This window comes from Streptomyces sp. NPDC093260 (assembly GCF_040683715.1).
In the GTDB taxonomy this organism is placed as follows: Bacteria; Actinomycetota; Actinomycetes; order Streptomycetales; family Streptomycetaceae; genus Streptomyces; species Streptomyces sennicomposti.
Genome location: NZ_JBFBEK010000005.1, coordinates 329,491 through 350,467, shown reverse-complemented (window position 1 = coordinate 350,467; position 20,977 = coordinate 329,491). Strand labels below are relative to the sequence as shown.

Sequence of the window (20,977 nt, the reverse complement as noted above, 5' to 3'; positions counted from 1 at the left end):
GCTGCTTTTCGACGGCGCGTTCCGAGCCGGCGTGCGTCGCTTCCTGGATGCGCCGCTGAAGATCCGCGAGTTTCCCCGCGGTGGTGTGGAGGTCGGTCTCGTGGATCTCTGGACGCTCTTCCGGCTCGGACATCGGGATGCGGCTCCCTGCCTGCTCAAAAGGGGGACGGTTACTCAGCCGTAGCGTAGTGGTGGCCCCACCGCTCGGCAGTGCGGCATTTACCACACCTAGGGTGGCTTGCATGACGCCCCGCGATGCAGCAGACGACAATTCCGCGAACGACGGCGACTCCTCGGGGGGAAGCCGCTGGTCCGACCTCGACCGCCCGCCCCTGAACGCCACGGCGCTGCGCCGCGCGCTGGTCCGCCCGGGCGGCCTGTGGTCCGACCTGGAGGTGGTGCAGCGCACCGGCTCCACCAACGCCGACCTGGTGGCCGCCGCCGAGTCCGGCAAGGCGGCCGAGGGCGCGGTGCTGGTCGCGGAGGCGCAGACCGCCGCGCGGGGGCGCCTGGACCGGCGCTGGACCGCCCCGCCCCGCTCCGGCCTCTTCTTCTCGGTGCTGCTGCGCCCCGGCGACGTGCCGGTGGCCCGCTGGGGCTGGCTGCCGTTGCTGACCGGAGTGGCGGTGGCCACCGGACTGGCCCGTTCCGCCGGTGTCGACACGGCGCTGAAGTGGCCGAACGACCTGCTGGTCACGGTCGGCGGTGAGGAGCGCAAGGCCGGCGGCATCCTCGCCGAGCGGGCCGGGAACGACGGCGTCGTCATCGGCGTGGGCGTCAACGTCACCCTCCGCGCGGACGAGCTGCCCGTCCCGCAGGCCGGCTCGCTGGCCCTGGCGAACGCGGTGAGCACGGACCGCGACACGCTGCTGCGGGCGGTGCTGCGCGCGCTGGAGGACTGGTACGGCCGCTGGCGCACCGCGGGCGGCGACCCGTCCGCCGCCGGCCTCCAGGAGGCGTACGCGGCGGGCTGCGCCACCCTGGGCCGCCGGGTCCGCGCGGAACTGCCGGGCGACCGGTCGCTGATCGGCGAGGCGGTGGCGGTGGACGGCGACGGCCGTCTGGTCCTCGCCACGGAGGACGGCGTGCAGGAGCCGGTGGGGGCGGGCGACATCGTGCACCTGCGCCCGGCGTGACGGACCGCGCCCCGGGAAGGCCGGGGTCCGAGAAGACGCCGGTCAGGTCACCCCTCGGCCCGACATGACGGAGTGAGCTGGCGCACACCTGCCGTAGAGTTGAGGCCGGTCGGTACCTGACCGTGGCAGATGGGAAGGGCAGCAGGCGTGACCGTCGACGACACGGGCTCCGGCGCGGACGACGCGGACGACGCGGACGGCCGGGTGGACCCGGAGGCCGCCGACTCCGGCGAAGACCCGCTGGCGCTGCGACTCGAACAGCTGATCCTCGGCGCCGAGCGGCGCTACACCCCTTTCCAGGCGGCCCGCAGCGCCGGCGTCTCCATGGAGCTGGCGTCCCGCTTCTGGCGGGCCATGGGCTTCGCCGACATAGGGCAGGCCAAGGCGCTGACCGAGGCCGACGTCCTGGCCCTGCGGCGTCTGGCCGGTCTGGTCGAGGCGGGGCTGCTCAGCGAGGCCATGGCGGTGCAGGTGGCCCGCTCCACCGGGCAGACCACCGCCCGGCTGGCCGAGTGGCAGATCGACTCCTTCCTGGAGGGCCTGACCGAGCCGCCCGAGCCGGGGATGACGCGCACCGAGGTGACGTACCCGATCGTCGAGCTGCTGCTGCCCGAGCTGGAGGAGTTCCTGGTCTACGTCTGGCGCCGCCAGCTCGCCGCCTCCGCCGGACGGGTCGTGCAGGCCGCGGACGACGAGGAGATGGTGGACCGGCGGCTCGCGGTGGGCTTCGCCGACCTGGTCGGCTTCACCCGGCTGACCCGCCGGATGGAGGAGGAGGAACTCGGCGAGCTGGTCGAGGCCTTCGAGACGACATCCGCCGACCTGGTGGCCGCGCGCGGCGGCCGCCTGATCAAGACCCTGGGCGACGAGGTGCTGTACGCGGCGGACGACGCCGGTACGGCGGCGGACATCGCGCTGCGCCTGGTGGAGACCCTGGGCAACGACGAGACGATGCCCGAACTGCGGGTCGGCATGGCGTTCGGCACGGTCACCACCCGGATGGGCGATGTCTTCGGCACGACCGTCAACCTCGCCTCCCGTCTCACCTCGATAGCCCCGCGTGACGCGGTGCTGGTGGACAGCGCGTTCGCCGAGGAACTGATCCGTACGGGTGACGCCCCCGCGTCCGAGGCGGAGGCGGCCGAGGCCGCCGCGGCGGCGGAGAAGGAGGGCGAGGAGCCCCCGGTGTACCGCTTCGCCCTGCAACCGACGTGGCAGCGCCCGGTCCGAGGCCTGGGCGTGGTCGAACCCTGGCTGCTCACGAGGCGCGAGGGCGCAGCGCCGTGACCACCGCGGGGCTCGGCGCCCCACGCCCCGCCCTCACCGCACCCCGACACACAATCCGATGATCGGAACGCACAGGCCGCCGCCCCCGGCGGCCGGGGTGGGCGCCGGACTCGCCGGAGCGGCAGGCCCGCTCCGGCTGGGCGCCGGAGTCGGGGTCGGCCGCGGCGCCGACCCGCCACTGGCGGACGGCTGGGGCGCGGACGCGCCGGCCGAGGGAGCGGCCGGCCCCGGCCGGTCCGCACCGCCCGCGGCGCCGTCGCCCGGACCGTACGACGAGGGGACGGACGCAGCCGAGCCGGCCCCGGCCGCACGGGAACCACGGGGACGGGCCGCCACGGAAGCCACCCCGGCCCTCCCCATGGGCCCGGCCGCCGAGGCCGCACCGGAGCCCCCGGCGGCCCCCGTGCGGGCACGCGTCCCCTGTCCCGCGCTACTGCGCGCGCCCGGCGACACGCCCGTACCCCCCGCGCCCCCGGCCCCGCTCGTCTCCGGCGCGGCGTGCCGCACCGGAGGGGCCTCCGCCTCGGCGCTCCCCAGCCCCCCGCCCGCGTACTCGGGGGCCAGCCGTACGAGGCTGAGCGCACCGGCGGCCAGGGCGAGACCGCCGACGGCGAGCAGCGCCTTGCGCCGCCGGGACCGACGGTGCCGGCCGCGCGCCCGTACACCGATGACGCCTATGTGGGCCTGACCGTCCCGAACCGTACTGGTGTCCGTCATAACCGCCCTCCCGACGCGCTCGCACCCCCGTTGCGCCCCGGCACGCTATGCGCCGAACCGCGGGTTACGCGGAAGTCGGACGAAATGTCACTCGAACGGGTTGCCGGACCTCGACAAGGGAAGCGCGCAGGGGTGACCGCTCTTCCCCCGTACGGGCGAGGCCTGCGATGATCGGGCCAGCAGTCTTGTTAACACACGTTAACCGGGAGGGTGTCATGAGCGAGGAGCGGTTCGGCGAGTTCGTACTGGTCCGGCGGCACGGGTACGTCGCGGAACTCGTACTGGACCGGCCGAAGGCCATGAACGCCGTGTCGACCGACATGGCCCGGTCGATCGCCGGGGCGTGCGCGGCCCTCGCCGCCGACCGGGACGCGCGCGTGGTCGTCCTGACCTCGTCGCACGAGCGGGCGTTCTGCGTCGGCGCGGACCTCAAGGAGCGCAACTCCTTCACGGACGCCGACCTGATGAGGCAGCGCCCCGTCGCACGCGGGGCGTACACCGGCGTACTGGAGCTGCCGATGCCGACGGTCGCCGCGGTGCACGGCTTCGCGCTGGGCGGCGGCTTCGAGCTGGCGCTGTCCTGCGATGTGATCGTGGCCGACAGGACGGCACTGGTGGGCCTGCCGGAGGTGTCCGTGGGGGTCGTCCCGGGCGGCGGCGGCACCCAGCTGCTGCCGAGGCGGGTGGGCGCGGCACGGGCGGCCGAGCTGATCTTCACGGCCCGCCGCGTGGAGGCGGCCGAGGCCCACGAGCTGGGCCTGGTGGACCAGCTGGTGGACGAGGGCCAGGACCGTACGGAGGCCCTGGCCCTGGCCGCCCGCATGGCGGCGAACTCCCCGATCGGCCTACGCGCCGCCAAGCGCTCCCTGCGCCTCGGCCAGGGCCTGGACCTGCGTGCCGCGCTGGACGTGGAGGACGCGGCCTGGCGCACGACGGCCTTCTCGGCGGACCGCGCGGAGGGAGTGGCGGCCTTCAACGAGAAGCGCACCCCGAACTGGCCGGGAGAGTAAGGTCACCCGGCCCGGCCCCGACCACCCCCACGCCCGGCCCCCGGGGACCGGGCCGCAGGCGCCGTGTGACGGGAGCGGACCGCACGCCGGCGGAGCCCCGGCCCGCGGGCGCCGTACGGCGGAAGGGGCCGTGGTGGCACGTCCAAAGCCCGCCGCGTACTGCGGTCCCTCCTCCGCCCGCGAACGGAACTCCCCACCCCATGTCCGTGGGCGGCGGGCTGGACGTACCACCACGGCCCCGCCCCACAACGCACCCCAGGCGCCCCCGGCACCCACTCCCCGCTCGGCCGGACCCCACACGCAGCCCTTTCGAGTCCCCGTTCGGAGAAAACATCCCTAGCCTGGGGTGATGGGTGAGAACAGACGGCTGGCCGCCGTCGTGGCGCTGGCGCAGGGAATGGCCGCGGCGCACAGTCCACGCGAGTCGTGGCGCGCGGCCGCACTGGGAGCGTGCCGCGCGCTGGAGGGCAGCTTCGCCGCCCTCTCCGTATGGGAACGCGACCGGGGACGCCTGCGCGTCCTGGTGAACGTGGGCGACCGGGCCCCCGAGGAGCAGGAGTTCCCCGAGGACGAGACGTACCCCGTGCACCAGTTCCCGGAGATCACGGAGTTCCTGCACGAGCGCTGGGCCTCGGGCGGCGAGCCCGACGCCTGGGTGGAGACCGCAGAGGGTCCCGCCGCGGGCCGGCCCGGCTACTGCCACCAGCGGGTCGCCGCCCTGCGCCGCAGGGGTCGCGGCTGCTGCGTGGTCGCCCCGATCGTGCTGCACGGCCGCGCCTGGGGCGAGCTGTACGTCGCCCGCAAGATCGGCGCCCCGCTCCTGGACCGGTCGGACGCGGACTTCGCGACGGTCCTCGCGGCGGTCGTGGCGGCCGGCCTCGCGCAGACGGAACGGCTGGAGGAGGCCCGCAGGCTGGCGTTCACGGACTCGCTCACGGGCCTGGCCAACCGCCGGGCCGTGGACGTCCGCCTGGACGAGGCCATAGAACGGCACCGCACCGAGGGGGTGGTGGTCAGCCTCGTCGTCTGCGACCTCAACGGTCTCAAGCGGGTCAACGACACCCTCGGCCACGCGGTGGGCGACCGCCTCCTGGAGCGCTTCGGGTCGGTGCTGTCGCTGTGCGGGGCGATGGTGCCGGGGGCTCTCGCGGCACGCCTGGGCGGGGACGAGTTCTGCCTGCTGGCGGAGGGCCCGTCGGCAGACGAGGTGGTGAAGGCGGCCGAGGAACTGTGCGGGCGCGCGGCGGAACTGGAGCTGGGGGAGGGGGTGGCCTGCGGCGTGGCGTCGACGGAGGACGACATCGGCACGGTGGCTTCGGCCCGCAGGCTGTTCCGGCTGGCGGACGCGGCGCAGTACCGCGCGAAGGCGCTGCGCGCGGACCGTCCGGTGGTGGCGGGCAGGGAGGGCCCCGACGACCCGGTGGTCCGTCTGGCGGACGAATCGTCCCCGCCGAAACTCCCGGCGGAACGCCGCCGCTTCCGCGGCCGTCGAGCCTGAGCCGCCCCCCACCCCTGCACCCGCCCACACGCCCGCACTCACCCTCAAGCTCAACCCGCCCACACGCCCGCGCCCATCCACGAGTTCAACCCGCCCGCACACCCCGCAGCCACCCGCAAGCTCACCCCCACCGCAGACCCCGTCCCCAGTCAAGTAAGGGTCACTCACCTCCCCCACTAGTGACATCCCTGCATTCAATGCGTACGCTCCTGAATATGGATATGCACACTGTGGTGGTGGGGACGACCGGCGTCACCGCGTCGGACGTCCTCGCCGTGGCCCGCGGCGGCGCCCGGGTCGAGCTCTCCGAGGACGCGCTGGCCGCCCTCGCCGCGGCCCGGGAGATCGTGGACGCCCTGGCGGCCAAGCCGGAACCCGTCTACGGCGTCAGCACCGGCTTCGGCGCCCTGGCGACCCGGCACATCAGCCCGGAACTCCGCGCCCGGCTGCAGCGCAACATCGTCCGCTCGCACGCGGCCGGCATGGGCCCGAGGGTCGAGCGCGAGGTCGTACGCGCCCTGATGTTCCTGCGCCTGAAGACCGTCTGCTCGGGACACACGGGCGTGCGCCCCGAGGTCGCGCAGACGATGGCGGACGTCCTCAACGCGGGCATCACCCCGGTCGTCCACGAGTACGGCTCCCTCGGCTGCTCCGGCGACCTGGCCCCGCTCTCGCACTGCGCCCTCACCCTGATGGGCGAAGGCGACGCGGAGGGCCCCGACGGCACCGTGCGCCCGGCCGGCGAACTCCTCGCCGAGCACGGCATCCAGCCCGTCGAACTGCGCGAGAAGGAGGGCCTGGCCCTCCTCAACGGCACGGACGGCATGCTCGGCATGCTGGTCATGGCCCTCGCCGACCTCGACACCCTCTACAAGTCGGCCGACATCACCGCCGCCCTCTCGCTGGAGGCGCTGCTCGGCACGGACAAGGTCCTCGCCCCCGAGCTGCACGCCATCCGCCCGCACCCGGGGCAGGGCGCCTCCGCCGCCAACATGCTGGCCGTCCTCAAGGGTTCGGAACTCACCGGCCACCACCAGGACGACGCCCCCCGGGTGCAGGACGCGTACTCGGTGCGCTGCGCCCCGCAGGTGGCCGGCGCCGGCCGGGACACCCTGGCGCACGCCCGCCTCGTCGCCGAGCGCGAACTCGCCTCCGCCGTCGACAACCCGGTCGTCCTGCCCGACGGCCGGGTGGAGTCGAACGGCAACTTCCACGGCGCCCCGGTCGCCTACGTCCTGGACTTCCTCGCGATCGCCGCCGCCGACCTCGGCTCGATCGCCGAGCGCCGTACCGACCGGCTGCTGGACAAGAACCGCAGCCACGGCCTGCCGCCGTTCCTCGCCGACGACGCCGGCGTCGACTCGGGCCTGATGATCGCCCAGTACACTCAGGCCGCGCTGGTCAGCGAGATGAAGCGGCTGGCCGTACCGGCGTCCGCGGACTCGATCCCGTCCTCCGCGATGCAGGAGGACCACGTCTCGATGGGCTGGTCGGCGGCGCGCAAGCTGCGTACGGCGGTCGGCAACCTGGCCCGGATCATCGCGATCGAGCTGTACGCGGCGGCCCGCGCGGTGGAGCTGCGGGAGGGGCTGACGCCGGCGCCCGCGACCCGGGCGGTCATCGAGGCCGCGCGGGCGGCGGGCGTGGGCGGCCCCGGCCCGGACCGGTTCCTCGCCCCCGACCTCGCTGCCGCCGACGCCTTCGTGCGCGACGGCGGACTGCTGGCGGCGGCCGAGACGGTCACGGGCCCGCTGCGGTGAGCGATCCCCTTCGGTGAGCATCACCGCCCCCCTGCGGTGAACCAGGAGGCCCCGCCGCGTCCCCACGCGGCGGGGCCGTCACCTGCCCGACCGGAAGTCAACTAGCGGCAAACGCACCGGGTTCAGAGCCCGAGCCTGCTCAGAGCCCGAGCCGCTCCCGCCGCACCGAATAGACCACGAACCCGGCGCCCAGGGCGAGGAAGACCGAACCGCCGACGACGTACGGGGTGGTGTCGATGCTTCCCGTGTCGGCGAGCAGCGTGCCCTCGCCGGCGCCGGCCTGCTCCGAACCTCCCGGACTGGCAGCGCTGTTCGCGCCGTCCGCCTCGGTGTCCGCGGCGGCGGCCCGGAACCCGGCGGCGTGCGCCCCGCCCGAGCCGGACGAGGACAGGGTCAGCCCCTCGCCCCGCCCGTCGCCCGCGTCCCGCGCCGCCGAGGCGACTGGGGCCGCCCCGGACGTCGTTCTCGCCGGCGCCTCTCCGGTCGCGCTCGCGGAGGGGACGAACCACAGGGCGCCCAGCAGGGTCCCCGCGGCGGTGGCGGTCAGCAACGTACGGCGAGCGGATGACACGGAATATCGATCCCCTTGTGGCGCTGGCGAATTGGCCGTGTGGGCTGATGGTAGTGAAAGTCGAGGGTCACGGGAAAGTCACAGGTTCCCGGCAGCACTCGCCACGCCGGTACGCCCCGCTACGCCCCCATCCCGCACCCGACCACGCCCTCCCGCGCCCCTCCGCAACCCCACTGGAACGCACGGTCGTTATCGCGCTGTGACAATGAGCACCGGAGAAGTCCACGGGAGTCCCGGCGCGCCCGGCTCCTCGGCGAGAATGAGGGGGAACGGCACGGCGCGTGGGCCCCCGCGGGCGCGCCCGCCCCCGCGGACGTGGTGTGTCCCACATCCGTACGCCCTGGGGAACGGGACGAATCGGTCGTAGCGTTGTTCGTTCGTGACGGGGGAAGCAAGGGGTCTTGGGGAATTCGGCAACGATGGAGAAGCGTGTGATGACGAACAGTAGGCGGCGCAGGGTCCTCGTGGCCTCGTCCGCACTGCTCGGCGGTGTGCTGATGCTCTCGGCGTGTTCCGGCAGCAGTGACGCCGCCGACGGATCCGGCGACGACAGCACCTCGCAGGCCAAGACGGACCAGGCCGCGGCGCAGGAGTCGTCGGAGGCCCAGATCAAGATCACACCAGCGGACGGCTCCGACGACGCCTCGATCAACAACTCGGCCACCGTCACGGTCGCCAAGGGCACGCTGACGGACGTCACGATGACCACGACCGACGGCAAGACGGTCCAGGGCCGGATATCCGCGGACAAGACGAGCTGGAAACCCAGCGGCCAGCTGAGCCGCGCCACCACCTACAAGGTCGCCGCGACCGCCACGGACGCCAAGGGCCGCGCCGCCCACGAGAACGCCTCGTTCACCACGGTCGCCCCGGCGCACAGCTTCATCGGCTCCTTCACGCCGGACAACGGCACCACGGTCGGCGTCGGCATGCCGGTGTCGATCAACTTCGACAAGGCGATCACCAACAAGGCGGCCGTCCAGAAGGGCATCACCGTCACCTCCTCCAGCGGCCAGGAGGTCGTGGGTCACTGGTTCGGCGCCAACCGCCTGGACTTCCGGCCCGAGGAGTACTGGAAGGAGAACTCCACCGTCACGCTGAAGCTCAACCTCGACGGTGTACAGGGCGCGCAGGGCGTCTACGGCGTCCAGCAGAAGACGGTCACCTTCCACATCGGCCGCAACCAGGTCTCCTACGTCGACGCGAAGACCAAGCAGATGAAGGTCAAGCAGGACGGCAGGACCGTCAAGACCATCCCGATCTCCGCGGGCGCCCCCGACCACACGACGTACGAGGGCCAGATGGTGATCGCCGAGAAGTTCACCCAGACCCGGATGAACGGCGCGACGGTCGGCTTCAAGGACTCCGACGGCAAGGGCGAGTACGACATCAAGGACGTGCCGCACGCCATGCGCCTGACCACGTCCGGCACCTTCATCCACGGCAACTACTGGGGCGCCCCGTCCGTCTTCGGCAGCGCCAACACCAGTCACGGCTGTGTGGGACTCCAGGACAAGAAGGGCGCGAACGACCCGAGCACGCCGGCCGCGTGGTTCTACAGCCACTCGCTCATCGGCGACGTCGTGGTCGTGCAGCACACCGGCGACAAGACGGTGGCCCCGGACAACGGCCTCAACGGCTGGAACATGAGCTGGTCCCAGTGGAAGGCCGGCTCCGCCGTCTGACCCGCGCTCAATCCCCCTGCCGATGCCGCCCCTCGGGGGCGGCATCGCTGTTCCCCGGCCCCGCCCGGCGCCACGGACCGGTGTCCCGGCTCGTCCGGCGCCGATGCCGGGCGGCCCGGCCCCGATGCCTTCTCATGCTCCTCTTATGCCGGCCTTATCGCTTCATCACGGTGCCTCCCTAGCTTGCGGCGCATGTTCTTCACCTACCTGAGGCGCGAACTGCGCCGCCGTAGAAAGGCGGCCCTCGTCGTCGCCTCCGGTCTCGCCCTCGGCATCGCGCTCGTCATCGTGGTCACCTCCGTGTCCGACGGCATGAGCAGGGCTCAGGACAAGGTCCTCCAGTCGCTGTACGGGCTCGGCACCGACATGACCGTCACCAAGGCCGCGACACCCACCTCCGGCGAGTCGCAGCGCCCCCGCTTCCGGTTCGACGCGAAGGGCGACGACGACAGTACCCAGAGCAGCGACCGGGTCATGGCGCAGGGCTTCACCACCCTGCCCACGACGACGGTCACCGAGGTCGCGGGCCAGCGGGGCGTCTCCTCGGCCGTGGGCGGGCTCAGCCTCGACGTGGTGAAGATCAGCGGCCAGTTCACCCGCGGCGAGTTCCGGCAGCAGAAGGGCGGCGGCGAGGGCGGCCGGTTCGGCGGCGGCGCCCCGCAGGGCAGCGTCCAGGGCGGCGGCGCGGACTTCGACGTCAACCAGTACAGCGTCTACGGCGCCGACGTCACCCAGCCCGCCCTCGGCCCGCTGACCTCCTCGGAGATCACCAGCGGCCGTACCTTCAGGACCACCGAGACGGACGCGAAGGTCGCCGTCGCCGACTCCGCGTACGCCAAGGAGAAGAAGCTCACCACCGGCAGCACGGTCACGATCAAGGACGTCACGTTCCGGATCATCGGCATCGCGACGGCGAACAGCCGTGACGCGGCGGCCAACCTCTACATCCCGCTGAAGCAGGCGCAGACGCTCAGCGACAACAAGGACAAGGTCACCACGATCTACGTCAAGGCGGCCGACTCCCAGCAGATCGACACCGTCAAGAGCGCCATCCAGAAGAACGTCCCGGGCACCACGGTCACCACCTCCGCCGACCTGGCGAAGACCGTCTCCGGCTCGCTGTCCACCGCCTCCAGCCTGGCCACCGACGTGGGCAAGTGGCTGTCGGTCGCGGTGCTGGCGGCCGCGTTCCTGGTCGCCGGACTGCTGACCTCCTCGGCGGTGTCCCGGCGGGTACGCGAGTTCGGCACGCTCAAGGCGCTGGGCTGGAAGTCGGGCCGGGTGACCCGGCAGGTGATCGGCGAGGCCGTCGTCAACGGCCTGGTGGGCGGCGTACTCGGCATCGCGCTCGGCCTGGCGGGCGCGTACGCGGTGACCGCGATCAGTCCGTCGCTGCAGGCCGATCTCGGTCCCTCGGGCGGCTCCGGCGCGGGCGGCGGGTTCGGCGGCTTCGGCAGGAGCGGCGGGGGCGGCGGCTTCGGCGGTCCCGGCCGGCAGACGGCGAGGTCCCTCGAAGTGGCGCTCACCGCGCCGGTCAGCCTCACCACCGTCGCCGTCGCGGTCGGCCTCGCGGTGGCCGGCGGCCTGGTCGCGGGCGCGTTCGGCGGCTGGCGCGCCTCGCGACTGCGCCCGGCGGACGCGCTGCGCCGGGTCGAGTAGCGCACGCCCGCGCACCCGCCCTTCCCCTCCCGCACCCACCCAGGAGCTGCTGCACCCATGTACGAACTCAGAGGCGTCACCAAGCGCTACACCCGGGGCAAGGAAGCCGTCCTCGCCCTCGACGGCATCGACCTGACGATCGGCGACGGCGACCGGCTGGTCATCCAGGGCCCCACCGGCGGCGGCAAGTCGACCCTGCTCCAGATGCTCGGCGGCCTGGACCGGCCGACCTCCGGCGAGGTCGTCCTGGACGGCACCGACATGGCGAAGCTGTCCGAGGCCAGGCTCACCAAGGTGCGCAGCGAGAACATCGGCTTCGTCTTCCAGTCCTTCAACCTGATACCGACCCTGACCGCGCAGGAGAACGTCGAGACCGCCCTCGTCCCGCTCGGCGTCACGATCAGGGAGCGGCGCGAGCGGGCCGCCGAGGCGCTGACCTCGGTCGGCCTCGGCGAGCGGCTCGGCCACCTGCCCGGCGAGATGTCCGGTGGCCAGCAGCAGCGCGTCGCCATCGCCCGTGCCCTGGTCAAGCAGCCCAAGGTCCTTCTCGCGGACGAGCCCACGGGCAACCTGGACGAGTCCACCCGTGACGAGATCATGGACGTCCTCGAAGGCCTGTGGAAGGAGCACGGCCTGACCTTCGTCATGGTCACCCACGACTCCGCGATCGCCAGGAAGGCCCCCCGCCTGGCCACCATCCGCAAGGGCCGCATCACGGTGAAGGAGAACGCGCAGGCGTAGCGGTGGCGCGGCGGCCTGCACGGGGACTCCGCCACCCGGTGCAGGCCGCCGCCCGTGTCCGCTCACCGGTCGCGGTCCGGCGGACCCGGAATGGCCTCGGTCGCCCGAACGTTGAGGACAGTGGGCGAGTGTCGGCGGTGGGTGAGCCGACCGGCCCGAGTGACCGAGCTGACCGAGACATTGGAGGGCCGCTATGGCTGCGCAGACGCAGAGGGCCGTGCTTGCGGGCGGGTGCTTCTGGGGTATGGAGGAGCTGATCCGCCGGCTCCCCGGCGTGACGGCGACCCGGGTCGGATACACCGGCGGCGACGTGCCGAACGCGACGTACCGCAACCACGGCACGCACGCGGAGGCCGTGGAGATCCTCTTCGATCCCGAGAAGACCGACTACCGGGCGATCCTGGAGTTCTTCTTCCAGATCCACGACCCGAGCACCAGGAACCGCCAGGGCAACGACATCGGTCTCAGCTACCGCTCGGCGATCTACTACGTGGACGACGAGCAGAAGCGGATCGCCGAGGACACGATCGCGGACGTGGACGCCTCCGGGCTGTGGCCGGGCAAGGTCGTCACCGAGGTGGAGCCGGTCGGCCCCTTCTGGGAGGCCGAGCCCGAGCACCAGGACTACCTGCAGCGCTACCCGAACGGCTACACCTGCCACTTCCCCCGCCCGGGATGGCGGCTGCCCGCCCGTACCGAGGGCTGACCCGGCCCGCGCCGGGGCCGGCCTCGGCGCGGCCCGGCCGTCCTGAGGCGGGCCGTGCCCCGGGAGTGCTGCGGTTCAGTGCGGCAGCGTCGCCGGGCTGCCGCCGTTCGCCTCGTAGCCCGCGACCGCCAGGGCCCGGTAGACGGCGAACTCCGCCGCCGGGTCCGCGGAGAGCGTCCAGGGCAGGGCGCCCACGTGGCCGTCGACGTGTATGAGCTGGCTCATGGCCTCCGCCCAGCGCTCGGAGCGGACCAGGAAGAAGATCAGCAGATGGCGGACGTGGGCCGTCATCGGGTCGCCCGGGCGGGCCGCCTCCACCGCGAACAGTGCGCCGTGCACCGCCTTGGTGACGACCTCGCTCCGGTAGAAGCCGCGGACCAGGTTCACCTCGGGCAGGTGCTCGAAGACCGCGAACAGCGGCATCGCCGCCAGCAGTGAACCCCTGGGCGCGCGGGCCGCCGCAGCCTCCGCGAAGGACATCGCCAGCTCACGCGAGCCGTGCCACTTCTCGCACCAGTAGTGCAGGGCCGCCAGATGCGCGCCCATGTGGGCCGGCGCCCGGTCGAGGATCTTCAGCCACAGCTCCTCGAACTGCGGCTGCGGGTAGCCGAGACCGCGGGCCACGGCCAGCTCGATGATGTACGGGACCGGGTCGCCGGGCGCCAGCAGCGCGGCCTGGCCGCAGGTCTCCCGGGCCTCCTCCATGATGATCCGGAACTCGTCCGTCCCCGGCGTCGACGTGCGCCACGCCTGCTGCACCAGGAACTCCGCGTGCACGGCGGCGCCGCCCGCGTCCTTGGGCGCCTCGGCCCGCCACACGCGCAGCCACTGGCCCCCGGGCGTCTCGTGCACCCCGCCCGGCCGCTGCTGCAGCTCCAGCGCCGCCGCACCGGCGAAGGCCTGCACGCGCTGCCAGCGCAGCTCGCCCTCCGTCTCGGTGCCGGCCAGCAGCTGCGCGGCCGCGCGATAGTCCTGGGTGCGCTGCACCAGGTCCAGCACGTCCAGCAGGTCCTGGTCGGGGCCGGGCATGCGGACGTCCAGCTCCTCCTCCGGCGCGAAGCCGTAGTCCGCCGGGTCCGCGGCGTCCGGGTGCCCGGGCGGGACCTGCTCGATGACGCCACGCCTGCGCCGCAGGAACGGCAGCAGCACGAAGCCCAGCATGACCAGCGCCATCAGGACCCAGAGAATCTCCATGCCCCAAGCGAACCAGACCGCGCCGACAATTGGCCAACCTGTGCTCCGGGCCTGTGGAAAACTCCGCGCCGGGGCCTGTCGAGGACTCCGCCCGCCCGTTCCTCCGCCCGTCCCCTCACCCGCTCTCGCCGGCAGGCCCGCCCACTTCCGCAGTCCTGGCCCCTGCCGCCGCCCGTCCCCTCCCGCGGGCCGCCCGGCCCGCCGTCCCGCACCGGCCGCCCGGGCGCACTACGCTCGGGCGCATGAGTGACAGGCACATCAGTGAGCACTTCGAGACCCTCGCGATCCACGCGGGCAACACCGCGGATCCCCTGACCGGCGCGGTCGTCCCGCCGATCTACCAGGTCTCGACCTACAAGCAGGACGGCGTGGGCGGCCTGCGCGGCGGCTACGAGTACAGCCGCAGCGCCAACCCGACCCGGACCGCCCTGGAGGAGAACCTCGCCGCCCTGGAGGGCGGCCGCCGCGGCCTCGCGTTCGCGTCCGGACTGGCGGCCGAGGACTGCCTGTTGCGTACGCTGCTCGCCCCCGGCGACCACGTCGTCATCCCGAACGACGCCTACGGCGGCACCTTCCGGCTGTTCGCCAAGGTCGTCTCCCGCTGGGGCGTCGAGTGGTCGGTCGCCGACACCAGCGACCCGGCCGCCGTACGGGCCGCGCTGACGCCGAAGACCAAGGCGGTGTGGGTGGAGACCCCGTCCAACCCGCTGCTCGGCATCACCGACATCGCCGCCGTCGCGGAGGTCGCCCGGGACGCCGGCGCCCGGCTCGTCGTCGACAACACCTTCGCCACCCCCTACCTCCAGCAGCCGCTCGCCCTAGGCGCGGACGTGGTCGTGCACTCGCTGACCAAGTACATGGGCGGCCACTCCGACGTCGTCGGCGGCGCGCTGATCACCGGCGACGCGGCCCTCGGCGACGAGCTGGCCTACCACCAGAACGCCATGGGCGCGGTCGCCGGTCCGTTCGACTCCTGGCTGGTGCTGCGCGGCACCAAGACGCTCGCGGTGCGCATGGACCGGCACAGCGAGAACGCCACGAAGATCGCGGACATGCTGTCCCGGCACGCGCGCGTGACGAGCGTCCTGTACCCGGGCCTGCCCGAGCACCCCGGTCACGAGGTCGCCGCCAAGCAGATGAAGGCGTTCGGCGGCATGGTGTCCTTCCGGGTCGCCGGCGGCGAGGAGGCGGCCGTCGAGGTCTGCAACCGCGCCAAGGTCTTCACGCTCGGCGAGTCCCTCGGCGGCGTCGAGTCCCTGATCGAGCACCCGGGCCGGATGACGCACGCCTCCGTGGCGGGCTCCGCCCTGGAGGTCCCGGCCGACCTGGTGCGGCTGTCCGTCGGCATCGAGAACGTCGACGACCTGCTGGAGGACCTCAAGCAGGCCCTCGGCGGCTGACGGCGGCGCTCACCGGCCGCGTACGGGTGGAGTCGTCCGCGAGGGCGGCTCCACCCAGGGGCGTGCCGCCGACGCCCACACCGTGAACGCGACCACCGCCGCCAGCAGCGCCAGCCACAGCACGCGGCGGACGAGCGCCCGGCGGCGCAGCAGCCGGTCGCCCCGGCGTACCGCGTCGGCGTACAGGCCGGGCGGCACCCTGGGCCGGGGCTGCGCCAGGAGGCGCCGTACGACCCGCTCGCGTTCCGTCCTGTTCACCTCGCGTCCCTCCGCCCGGTCTCGTCCCCGCGCCGCCCGCCCCTCGTCGTGCCCGCGCGTGCACGCCGCCGTACGACAGGCTCACGACGGGGCCGGCTTCGGCACTCCCGCGTCCGCCGGGGCGCGCGCGGGCGGACGGGCGAGGGCGGCGACCGCGCGGTCGCACAGGACGCGGACCCGGTCCTCGGGCAGTCCCAGCAGAGCCGCCGTCTGCTCCTCGGCGACCCCCTCGCACAGCATGAGGACGACGACCAGCCGCTCGGCGGGCGGCAGGCCCGCCAGCGTGCCGGCCAGGTGCGGGCGGGTGCGCGGCAGCGGGGCGTGTGCGCGCCAGGCCTCGCGGGCGAAGCGGGTGGCGAGGTGCCGGCGGGCATGGTCGTACGGGTCGTCGCCGCGCAGCCGGTCCCAGGACGCGTACGTGCGGGCGAGGGCCAGCGTCAGCAGGCGCCGCGCGCGCGGGTTGTCGTCCGGGGCCTCCGCCGTCAGCAGCGTCGCGGTGTGCAGCAGCCGCCCGCCGGCGCCCGCGACGAACGACGCGAAGTCCCCGGCCGGCCGGATGCCGCCCGGCGCCTGCCGTTCTCGCACCGCGCCTCCCGCGACAGGCGATCTGGAGGGAACAGGACCCGGACGTGCGCGGTCCGGGTGTGGGGACGGGTCAGGACGCCCGGCCCGGTTCGGCCGCCGTGGCCGACTCCGCCGCCGTTGTGCCCGGGGAGGTCTGGCGGGCGGACAGCGCGCGGTTGAAGCGGGTCAGCAGCGAGCAGAACACCTCGCGCTCCTCGGGCTCCCAGTCGTGGGTCAGCTCGGCCATCAGCCGGCGCCGGGACGAGCGCACCTCCGCCAGCCGCGCCAGCCCGCGCGGGGACAGCTGGAGCACCACGGCGCGTCCGTCCTCGGGGTGTGAGGTGCGCTTGACGAGTCCGGTGTCGACGAGCGGCGCCACCTGCCGGGTGACCGTGGAGGAGTCGATGCCCATGCTCGCGGCGAGCGCCTTGACACCCATCGGGCCCTCCTGGTCGAGCCGGTTGAGCAGCAGGTACGCGGCACGGTCCATGGAGTTGCGCACCTGCGCGACGCCGCCGAGCCGGGTCTGCTCCGCGCGGCGGGCGAACAGGGCCACCTCGTGCTGGAGCGCGTCGAGGAGGCCGGTGTCACCGACGGTCGTCATGTCCATCGACATTTCAGGTGTTGTGGGCATGGCCGGACGCTCACTTCTGAAGGGCTGCTGGTTGGGGGACAGGGTACGCGGCCCGGCGGCGCGTCGTACCGGCGCTGCGCGAACCGGTCCCAGAGGTTGGTCACACCGGATGCGAAGGGCCGTGGACTGCGAGACTTGAGGGATGAACTACCGCACGGCCGGCTCCTTCCCTCCCGTCACCCTGGACGACGTGCGCGGCGCCCAGAAGATGCTGTCCGGAGTGGCGCGGGTGACCGCGCTGGAGACCAGCAGGCACCTGTCCGAGCTGGTGGGCGCGCCCGTGCTCCTGAAGTGCGAGAACCTCCAGCGGACCGGCTCGTTCAAGCTGCGCGGCGCCTACGTGCGCATCGCCGGGCTGCTGCCCGAGGAGCGCGCGGCGGGCGTGGTGGCGGCGAGCGCGGGCAACCACGCGCAGGGCGTCGCGCTGGCGTCGTCCCTGCTCGGCGTGCACGCCACGGTGTTCATGCCGAAGGGCGCCCCGCTGCCGAAGATCAGCGCCACCGAGGAGTACGGCGCCGAGGTGCGGCTGTACGGCCAGGTGGTGGACGAGACTCTGGCCGCCGCGCAGGAGTACGCGGCCGCGACCGGCGCGGTGTTCATCCACCCGTTCGACCACCCCGATGTGATCGCGGGCCAGGGCACGGTCGGGCTGGAGATCCTGGAGCAGTGCCCCCAGGTGCGCACGATCGTCGTCGGCATGGGCGGCGGCGGGCTCGCGGCCGGTGTCGCGGTCGCGGTGAAGGAGCTGCGGCCCGATGTGCGGATCATCGGAGTACAGGCCGAGGGATCGGCGGCGTATCCGCCCTCGCTGGCGGCGGGCCGCCCGGTGGCCGTCGAGAACCCGGCGACGATGGCCGACGGCATCCGGGTGGGCCGGCCGGGCGATGTGCCGTTCGCGATCGTGGACGAGCTGGTGGACGAGGTGCGCACGGTCGGCGAGGACGCGTTGTCCGCCGCGCTGCTGCTGTGCCTGGAGCGGGCGAAGCTGGTGGTGGAACCGGCGGGCGCGAGTCCGGTCGCCGCGCTGCTGGGCGCGGGCGGCGGCACGGGCGCCGGTGACATCGAGGGCCCGGTGGTGGCCGTGCTGTCCGGCGGCAACGTCGATCCGGTGCTGCTCCAGCGCGTCCTGCGGCACGGCATGGCCGCGCAGGGCCGCTACCTGGCGGTCCGGCTGCGCCTGACGGACCGGCCGGGCGCGCTGGCCACGCTGCTCGGCGTGCTGTCGGCGGCCGACGCGAACGTCCTCGACGTCAGCCACGTCCGCACCGACCCGCGGCTCGGGCTCGCCGAGGCGGAGGTGGAACTCCACCTGGAGACCAAGGGGCCGGCGCACTGCGCCGAGCTGGGCCGCGCGCTGCGCGACGCCGGGTACACGGTCATCGACTGACGATGCGCGTGCGGCCCGGCCGTCGGCGTACGGCCCCTCACCGGGGAGACCGAGGCCCGGCACGGCGAAGCCCCCGGCGCTCCGCAGGGGGCGCCGGGGGCTCTTGGAAGGATGGTGGGCGGGGGCCTCAGCCGCTGTACGGCTCGGCCTTCAGGATCTTCACCGAGGCCTTCTTGCCGTTCGGCAGCTCGTACTCGGCGTCCTCGCCGACCTTGTGGCCGATGACGCCGGAGCCGAGCGGGGACTGCGGCGAGTAGGTCTCGATGTCGCTGCTGGCGTACTCGCGCGAGGCCAGCAGGAAGGTGAGCGTGTCGTCCTCGTCACCGTCGAAGGCGATCGTCACGACCATGCCCGGCGCGACCGTGCCGTCGGTGGAGGCCGGAGCCTCGCCGACCTTGGCGTTCTCCAGGAGCTGGGTCAGCTGGCGCACACGGAGCTCCTGCTTGCCCTGCTCCTCCTTGGCCGCGTGGTACCCGCCGTTCTCGCGCAGGTCGCCCTCCTCGCGCGCGGCGGCGATCTTGGCGGCGATCTCCGTGCGCGCAGGACCAGTAAGGTACTCAAGCTCGTCCTTGAGCTTGTTGTACGCCTCCTGGGTCAGCCAGGTGACGTTCTCGCTGGTCTGGGTCACAGGTGCTCCTCGTCGGTACTGGGAATACAAAGCATCGCCCTACCCAGAAGAATGTTCCCTCTTGGATGGGCGAAACCACGAGCCTAACAATTCGGCGGCCAAAGGGGGAGGACATAAGCCGTGTACATCATGTCAACGCTGGTCAGCGCCTCACTGTTCCCAAGGACGCCCGCGCGTCAGTCGGCGTGGCAGCCCAGCAGCTCGCCCGTGGTGCCCCGGGCCGTCGTGCGCAGCGTGACGACCTGGTCGATCCGCTCGGCGTGCTGATCGAAGCGGAAGTCGGCCCGGCCCACCTCGTCGCCGTCCTCCGCCTGCGACCGCAGCGTGCAGTAGCCCCGGGCGCCGGCGTCCTTGTGGACCTCCAGATGGATCTTCACCGAGTCGTCGGACGTCTGGAACGAGACGACCTGTGCGCTGATCTCGCTCTTGGCGACGTAGTGGTAGGCGAAGTAGCCGATCAGGGCCAGCACGAACACGCCCAGGACGGCGCCCGCGATCCTGAGCTTGCGGTCGGCACGCTCGTCCGAGGAACGGCCGTAGCGGCCCTCGGGCGGCCGGGTGCTCGCCGTAGTCATGATCGTCCTCTCGGCAGGGGCGGGACGGGCGTCCCGCGAGGGGCCTTTCGGAGCCGTACTCCGGAATTATTCGCCCCCCGGTTCGGTCACTATAGAAGGCCCGGCCCACCGTGCGAGCGCCGCCCCGGGACGGGGATACACCCGGGACGGCACCCGTTGACCGCCTGCCCGAGCGCGGGCACCGACCTGACCTTGAGGATTGAGCCTTGACTGACCAGCTGCGACTGATGGCCGTGCACGCGCACCCCGACGACGAGTCGAGCAAGGGCGCGGCCACCATGGCGAAGTACGTGTCCGAGGGGGTGGACGTGCTGGTCGTGACCTGCACGGGCGGCGAGCGCGGCTCCATCCTCAACCCCAAGCTCCAGGGCGACAAGTACATCGAGGAGAACATCCACGAGGTGCGCCGCAAGGAGATGGACGAGGCCCGCGAGATCCTCGGCGTGAAGCAGGACTGGCTCGGCTTCGTCGACTCCGGGCTGCCCGAGGGCGACCCGCTGCCGCCGCTGCCGGAGGGCTGCTTCGCCCTGGAGGACGTGGACAAGGCGGCCGGCGAGCTGGTGCGCCGGATCCGCTCCTTCCGTCCCCAGGTGATCACCACCTACGACGAGAACGGCGGCTACCCGCACCCCGACCACATCATGACGCACAAGATCACGATGGTGGCGTTCGAGGGCGCGGCGGACGCCGAGAAGTACCCGGAGGGCGAGTACGGGCCCGCGTACCAGCCGCTGAAGCTGTACTACAACCAGGGCTTCAACCGGCTGCGCACCGAGGCCCTGCACAAGGCGCTGCTGGCCCGCGGTCTGGAGTCGCCCTACGGCGAGTGGCTGGAGCGCTGGGAGAAGTCCGGCCACAAGGAGCGCACGCTCACCACGCACGTGCCGTGCGCCGACTTCTTCGAGATCCGCGACAAGGCGCTGATCGCCCACGCCACGCAGATCGACCCCGACGGCGGCTGGTTCCGGGTGCCGATGGAGATCCAGAAGGAGGTCTGGCCCACGGAGGAGTACGAGCTGGCGAAGTCCCTCGTGGACACCTCGCTCCCCGAGGACGACCTCTTCGCGGGCGTCCGCCGGGCCTGAGGGACAATGCCTGACATGAGCGCAAGCGCGAGCCTGGCAACGACGCATCTGGTCACCCTGGCGGAGTTCGACAAGAACAAGGTCACCCCCGGTGTCCTCGGCTTCATCGTCTTCGCGGCGATGGCCCTGGCGGTGTGGGTCCTGATGAAGTCCATGAACCGCCACATGGGCAAGGTCGACTTCAAGGAGGTCGCGGACCCCGAGGGGAACACGCCCAAGGGCGGTTCCGGATCGGGCGGGGTCCAGCCCTCCAAGGGCTGAGGAACCCGGCCGTCTGCGGGCCGTGTCCCGCGCCCGGCGGTACGGGCCGCGTGCCGCGTGTCACCGCCGGTGCGCGGCTTCATGCTGCCCGGGCCCAGGCGTGCGGCGCACCACCCCTGTGACGCGAGGCGCCCACCCGTGGGCGTGCGACGCTCACCCGTGAGGCGTGCCGTTCCGACCCGTGCGGCGTGCGGCGTCCACGCCGCCGAAGTGCCCGGCGC

The 20,977-nt window shown here is 73.0% G+C and carries 20 protein-coding genes; 13 read left to right on the top strand and 7 right to left on the bottom strand.

Annotated elements, in window-relative coordinates; genetic code table 11:
• Positions 1 to 242 precede the first annotated feature (242 nt).
• The 5 genes from AB0N63_RS09545 to hutH all read left to right on the top strand — a co-directional run bounded on the left by AB0N63_RS09545 (position 243) and on the right by hutH (position 7,408).
• Positions 243 to 1,136, top strand: coding sequence for a biotin--[acetyl-CoA-carboxylase] ligase (locus AB0N63_RS09545; RefSeq protein WP_365526402.1), 894 nt, complete (start codon positions 243 to 245; stop codon positions 1,134 to 1,136).
• Positions 1,137 to 1,283: 147 nt separating this feature from the next.
• Entirely contained in the window at positions 1,284 to 2,423 is a 1,140-nt protein-coding gene (locus tag AB0N63_RS09540) for an adenylate/guanylate cyclase domain-containing protein (RefSeq protein WP_365526399.1), read from the top strand.
• A 932-nt stretch (positions 2,424 to 3,355) separates the two neighbouring features.
• Complete coding sequence (locus AB0N63_RS09535) at positions 3,356 to 4,150, top strand: enoyl-CoA hydratase-related protein (RefSeq protein WP_365526397.1); 795 nt, start codon at positions 3,356 to 3,358, stop codon at positions 4,148 to 4,150.
• A 349-nt stretch (positions 4,151 to 4,499) separates the two neighbouring features.
• Positions 4,500 to 5,648, top strand: coding sequence for a GGDEF domain-containing protein (locus AB0N63_RS09530; protein WP_365526395.1), 1,149 nt, complete (start codon positions 4,500 to 4,502; stop codon positions 5,646 to 5,648).
• Between the two features lie 221 nt (positions 5,649 to 5,869).
• Complete coding sequence (gene hutH / locus AB0N63_RS09525) at positions 5,870 to 7,408, top strand: histidine ammonia-lyase (RefSeq protein ID WP_365526452.1); 1,539 nt, start codon at positions 5,870 to 5,872, stop codon at positions 7,406 to 7,408.
• A gap of 139 nt (positions 7,409 to 7,547) precedes the next feature.
• Here hutH and AB0N63_RS09520 read toward each other — a convergent pair whose 3' ends face one another.
• On the bottom strand, positions 7,548 to 7,979 hold the full coding sequence (locus tag AB0N63_RS09520; RefSeq protein WP_365526393.1) for an LAETG motif-containing sortase-dependent surface protein: 432 nt from the start codon (positions 7,977 to 7,979) through the stop codon (positions 7,548 to 7,550).
• Positions 7,980 to 8,413: 434 nt separating this feature from the next.
• On the opposite strand from AB0N63_RS09520, the gene AB0N63_RS09515 reads away from it, so the two are divergent.
• The 4 genes from AB0N63_RS09515 (at position 8,414) to msrA (ending at position 12,770) form a co-directional block, all read left to right on the top strand.
• Complete coding sequence (locus tag AB0N63_RS09515; protein WP_365526390.1) at positions 8,414 to 9,664, top strand: Ig-like domain-containing protein; 1,251 nt, start codon at positions 8,414 to 8,416, stop codon at positions 9,662 to 9,664.
• 192 nt (positions 9,665 to 9,856) lie between these two features.
• Positions 9,857 to 11,323, top strand: a complete 1,467-nt coding sequence (locus AB0N63_RS09510; RefSeq protein ID WP_365526388.1) for an ABC transporter permease — start codon at positions 9,857 to 9,859, stop codon at positions 11,321 to 11,323.
• Positions 11,324 to 11,380: 57 nt separating this feature from the next.
• Complete coding sequence (locus AB0N63_RS09505) at positions 11,381 to 12,064, top strand: ABC transporter ATP-binding protein (protein ID WP_365526385.1); 684 nt, start codon at positions 11,381 to 11,383, stop codon at positions 12,062 to 12,064.
• A 193-nt stretch (positions 12,065 to 12,257) separates the two neighbouring features.
• On the top strand, positions 12,258 to 12,770 hold the full coding sequence (gene msrA, locus AB0N63_RS09500; RefSeq protein ID WP_365526382.1) for a peptide-methionine (S)-S-oxide reductase MsrA: 513 nt from the start codon (positions 12,258 to 12,260) through the stop codon (positions 12,768 to 12,770).
• A 75-nt stretch (positions 12,771 to 12,845) separates the two neighbouring features.
• On the opposite strand, the gene AB0N63_RS09495 is transcribed toward msrA, so the two are convergent.
• The gene (locus AB0N63_RS09495; RefSeq protein ID WP_365526379.1) at positions 12,846 to 13,964 is read right to left on the bottom strand and encodes a hypothetical protein; all 1,119 of its coding nucleotides are present in this window, start codon (positions 13,962 to 13,964) and stop codon (positions 12,846 to 12,848) included.
• A gap of 242 nt (positions 13,965 to 14,206) precedes the next feature.
• On the opposite strand from AB0N63_RS09495, the gene AB0N63_RS09490 reads away from it, so the two are divergent.
• Entirely contained in the window at positions 14,207 to 15,364 is a 1,158-nt protein-coding gene (locus AB0N63_RS09490; protein WP_365526377.1) for a cystathionine gamma-synthase, read from the top strand.
• A gap of 9 nt (positions 15,365 to 15,373) precedes the next feature.
• Here AB0N63_RS09490 and AB0N63_RS09485 read toward each other — a convergent pair whose 3' ends face one another.
• The 3 genes from AB0N63_RS09485 to AB0N63_RS09475 form a co-directional block, all read right to left on the bottom strand.
• On the bottom strand, positions 15,374 to 15,622 hold the full coding sequence (locus tag AB0N63_RS09485) for a hypothetical protein (protein ID WP_365526374.1): 249 nt from the start codon (positions 15,620 to 15,622) through the stop codon (positions 15,374 to 15,376).
• Between the two features lie 81 nt (positions 15,623 to 15,703).
• Positions 15,704 to 16,207: a sigma factor-like helix-turn-helix DNA-binding protein gene (locus AB0N63_RS09480; RefSeq protein WP_365526372.1), complete on the bottom strand. Its 504-nt coding sequence runs from the start codon at positions 16,205 to 16,207 to the stop codon at positions 15,704 to 15,706.
• Between the two features lie 70 nt (positions 16,208 to 16,277).
• Positions 16,278 to 16,802, bottom strand: a complete 525-nt coding sequence (locus AB0N63_RS09475; RefSeq protein ID WP_365526449.1) for a MarR family transcriptional regulator — start codon at positions 16,800 to 16,802, stop codon at positions 16,278 to 16,280.
• A 160-nt stretch (positions 16,803 to 16,962) separates the two neighbouring features.
• Between AB0N63_RS09475 and ilvA the strand changes: the two genes are divergently transcribed.
• Entirely contained in the window at positions 16,963 to 18,207 is a 1,245-nt protein-coding gene (gene ilvA, locus AB0N63_RS09470; RefSeq protein WP_365526369.1) for a threonine ammonia-lyase, read from the top strand.
• A 127-nt stretch (positions 18,208 to 18,334) separates the two neighbouring features.
• Here the strand turns inward: ilvA and greA are convergent, their stop codons facing one another.
• Both greA and AB0N63_RS09460 read right to left on the bottom strand, forming a co-directional pair.
• Positions 18,335 to 18,835: a transcription elongation factor GreA gene (gene greA, locus AB0N63_RS09465; RefSeq protein ID WP_365526366.1), complete on the bottom strand. Its 501-nt coding sequence runs from the start codon at positions 18,833 to 18,835 to the stop codon at positions 18,335 to 18,337.
• 176 nt (positions 18,836 to 19,011) lie between these two features.
• Positions 19,012 to 19,410: a DUF4307 domain-containing protein gene (locus AB0N63_RS09460; protein ID WP_365526363.1), complete on the bottom strand. Its 399-nt coding sequence runs from the start codon at positions 19,408 to 19,410 to the stop codon at positions 19,012 to 19,014.
• A gap of 206 nt (positions 19,411 to 19,616) precedes the next feature.
• Between AB0N63_RS09460 and mca the strand changes: the two genes are divergently transcribed.
• Both mca and AB0N63_RS09450 read left to right on the top strand, forming a co-directional pair.
• Positions 19,617 to 20,495 carry a mycothiol conjugate amidase Mca gene (gene mca, locus AB0N63_RS09455; RefSeq protein ID WP_365526361.1) on the top strand — a complete coding sequence of 293 codons (879 nt, stop codon included), beginning with the start codon at positions 19,617 to 19,619 and terminating at the stop codon, positions 20,493 to 20,495.
• Between the two features lie 6 nt (positions 20,496 to 20,501).
• Positions 20,502 to 20,756, top strand: a complete 255-nt coding sequence (locus tag AB0N63_RS09450) for a hypothetical protein (protein ID WP_365526359.1) — start codon at positions 20,502 to 20,504, stop codon at positions 20,754 to 20,756.
• Positions 20,757 to 20,977 lie beyond the last annotated feature (221 nt).

Excerpts from the sequence above, each read along its gene's own strand:
- AB0N63_RS09545 (WP_365526402.1), top strand. The coding sequence starts at position 243 with ATGACGCCCCGCGATGCAGCAGACGACAATTCCGCGAACGACGGCGAC.
- AB0N63_RS09535 (WP_365526397.1), top strand. The coding sequence starts at position 3,356 with ATGAGCGAGGAGCGGTTCGGCGAGTTCGTACTGGTCCGGCGGCACGGG.
- AB0N63_RS09530 (WP_365526395.1), top strand. The coding sequence starts at position 4,500 with ATGGGTGAGAACAGACGGCTGGCCGCCGTCGTGGCGCTGGCGCAGGGA.
- hutH (WP_365526452.1), top strand. The coding sequence starts at position 5,870 with ATGCACACTGTGGTGGTGGGGACGACCGGCGTCACCGCGTCGGACGTC.
- AB0N63_RS09515 (WP_365526390.1), top strand. The coding sequence starts at position 8,414 with ATGACGAACAGTAGGCGGCGCAGGGTCCTCGTGGCCTCGTCCGCACTG.
- AB0N63_RS09510 (WP_365526388.1), top strand. The coding sequence starts at position 9,857 with ATGTTCTTCACCTACCTGAGGCGCGAACTGCGCCGCCGTAGAAAGGCG.
- AB0N63_RS09505 (WP_365526385.1), top strand. The coding sequence starts at position 11,381 with ATGTACGAACTCAGAGGCGTCACCAAGCGCTACACCCGGGGCAAGGAA.
- msrA (WP_365526382.1), top strand. The coding sequence starts at position 12,258 with ATGGCTGCGCAGACGCAGAGGGCCGTGCTTGCGGGCGGGTGCTTCTGG.
- AB0N63_RS09495 (WP_365526379.1), bottom strand. The coding sequence starts at position 13,964 with ATGGAGATTCTCTGGGTCCTGATGGCGCTGGTCATGCTGGGCTTCGTG.
- AB0N63_RS09490 (WP_365526377.1), top strand. The coding sequence starts at position 14,207 with ATGAGTGACAGGCACATCAGTGAGCACTTCGAGACCCTCGCGATCCAC.
- AB0N63_RS09475 (WP_365526449.1), bottom strand. The coding sequence starts at position 16,802 with ATGTCGATGGACATGACGACCGTCGGTGACACCGGCCTCCTCGACGCG.
- ilvA (WP_365526369.1), top strand. The coding sequence starts at position 16,963 with ATGAACTACCGCACGGCCGGCTCCTTCCCTCCCGTCACCCTGGACGAC.
- AB0N63_RS09460 (WP_365526363.1), bottom strand. The coding sequence starts at position 19,410 with ATGACTACGGCGAGCACCCGGCCGCCCGAGGGCCGCTACGGCCGTTCC.
- AB0N63_RS09450 (WP_365526359.1), top strand. The coding sequence starts at position 20,502 with ATGCCTGACATGAGCGCAAGCGCGAGCCTGGCAACGACGCATCTGGTC.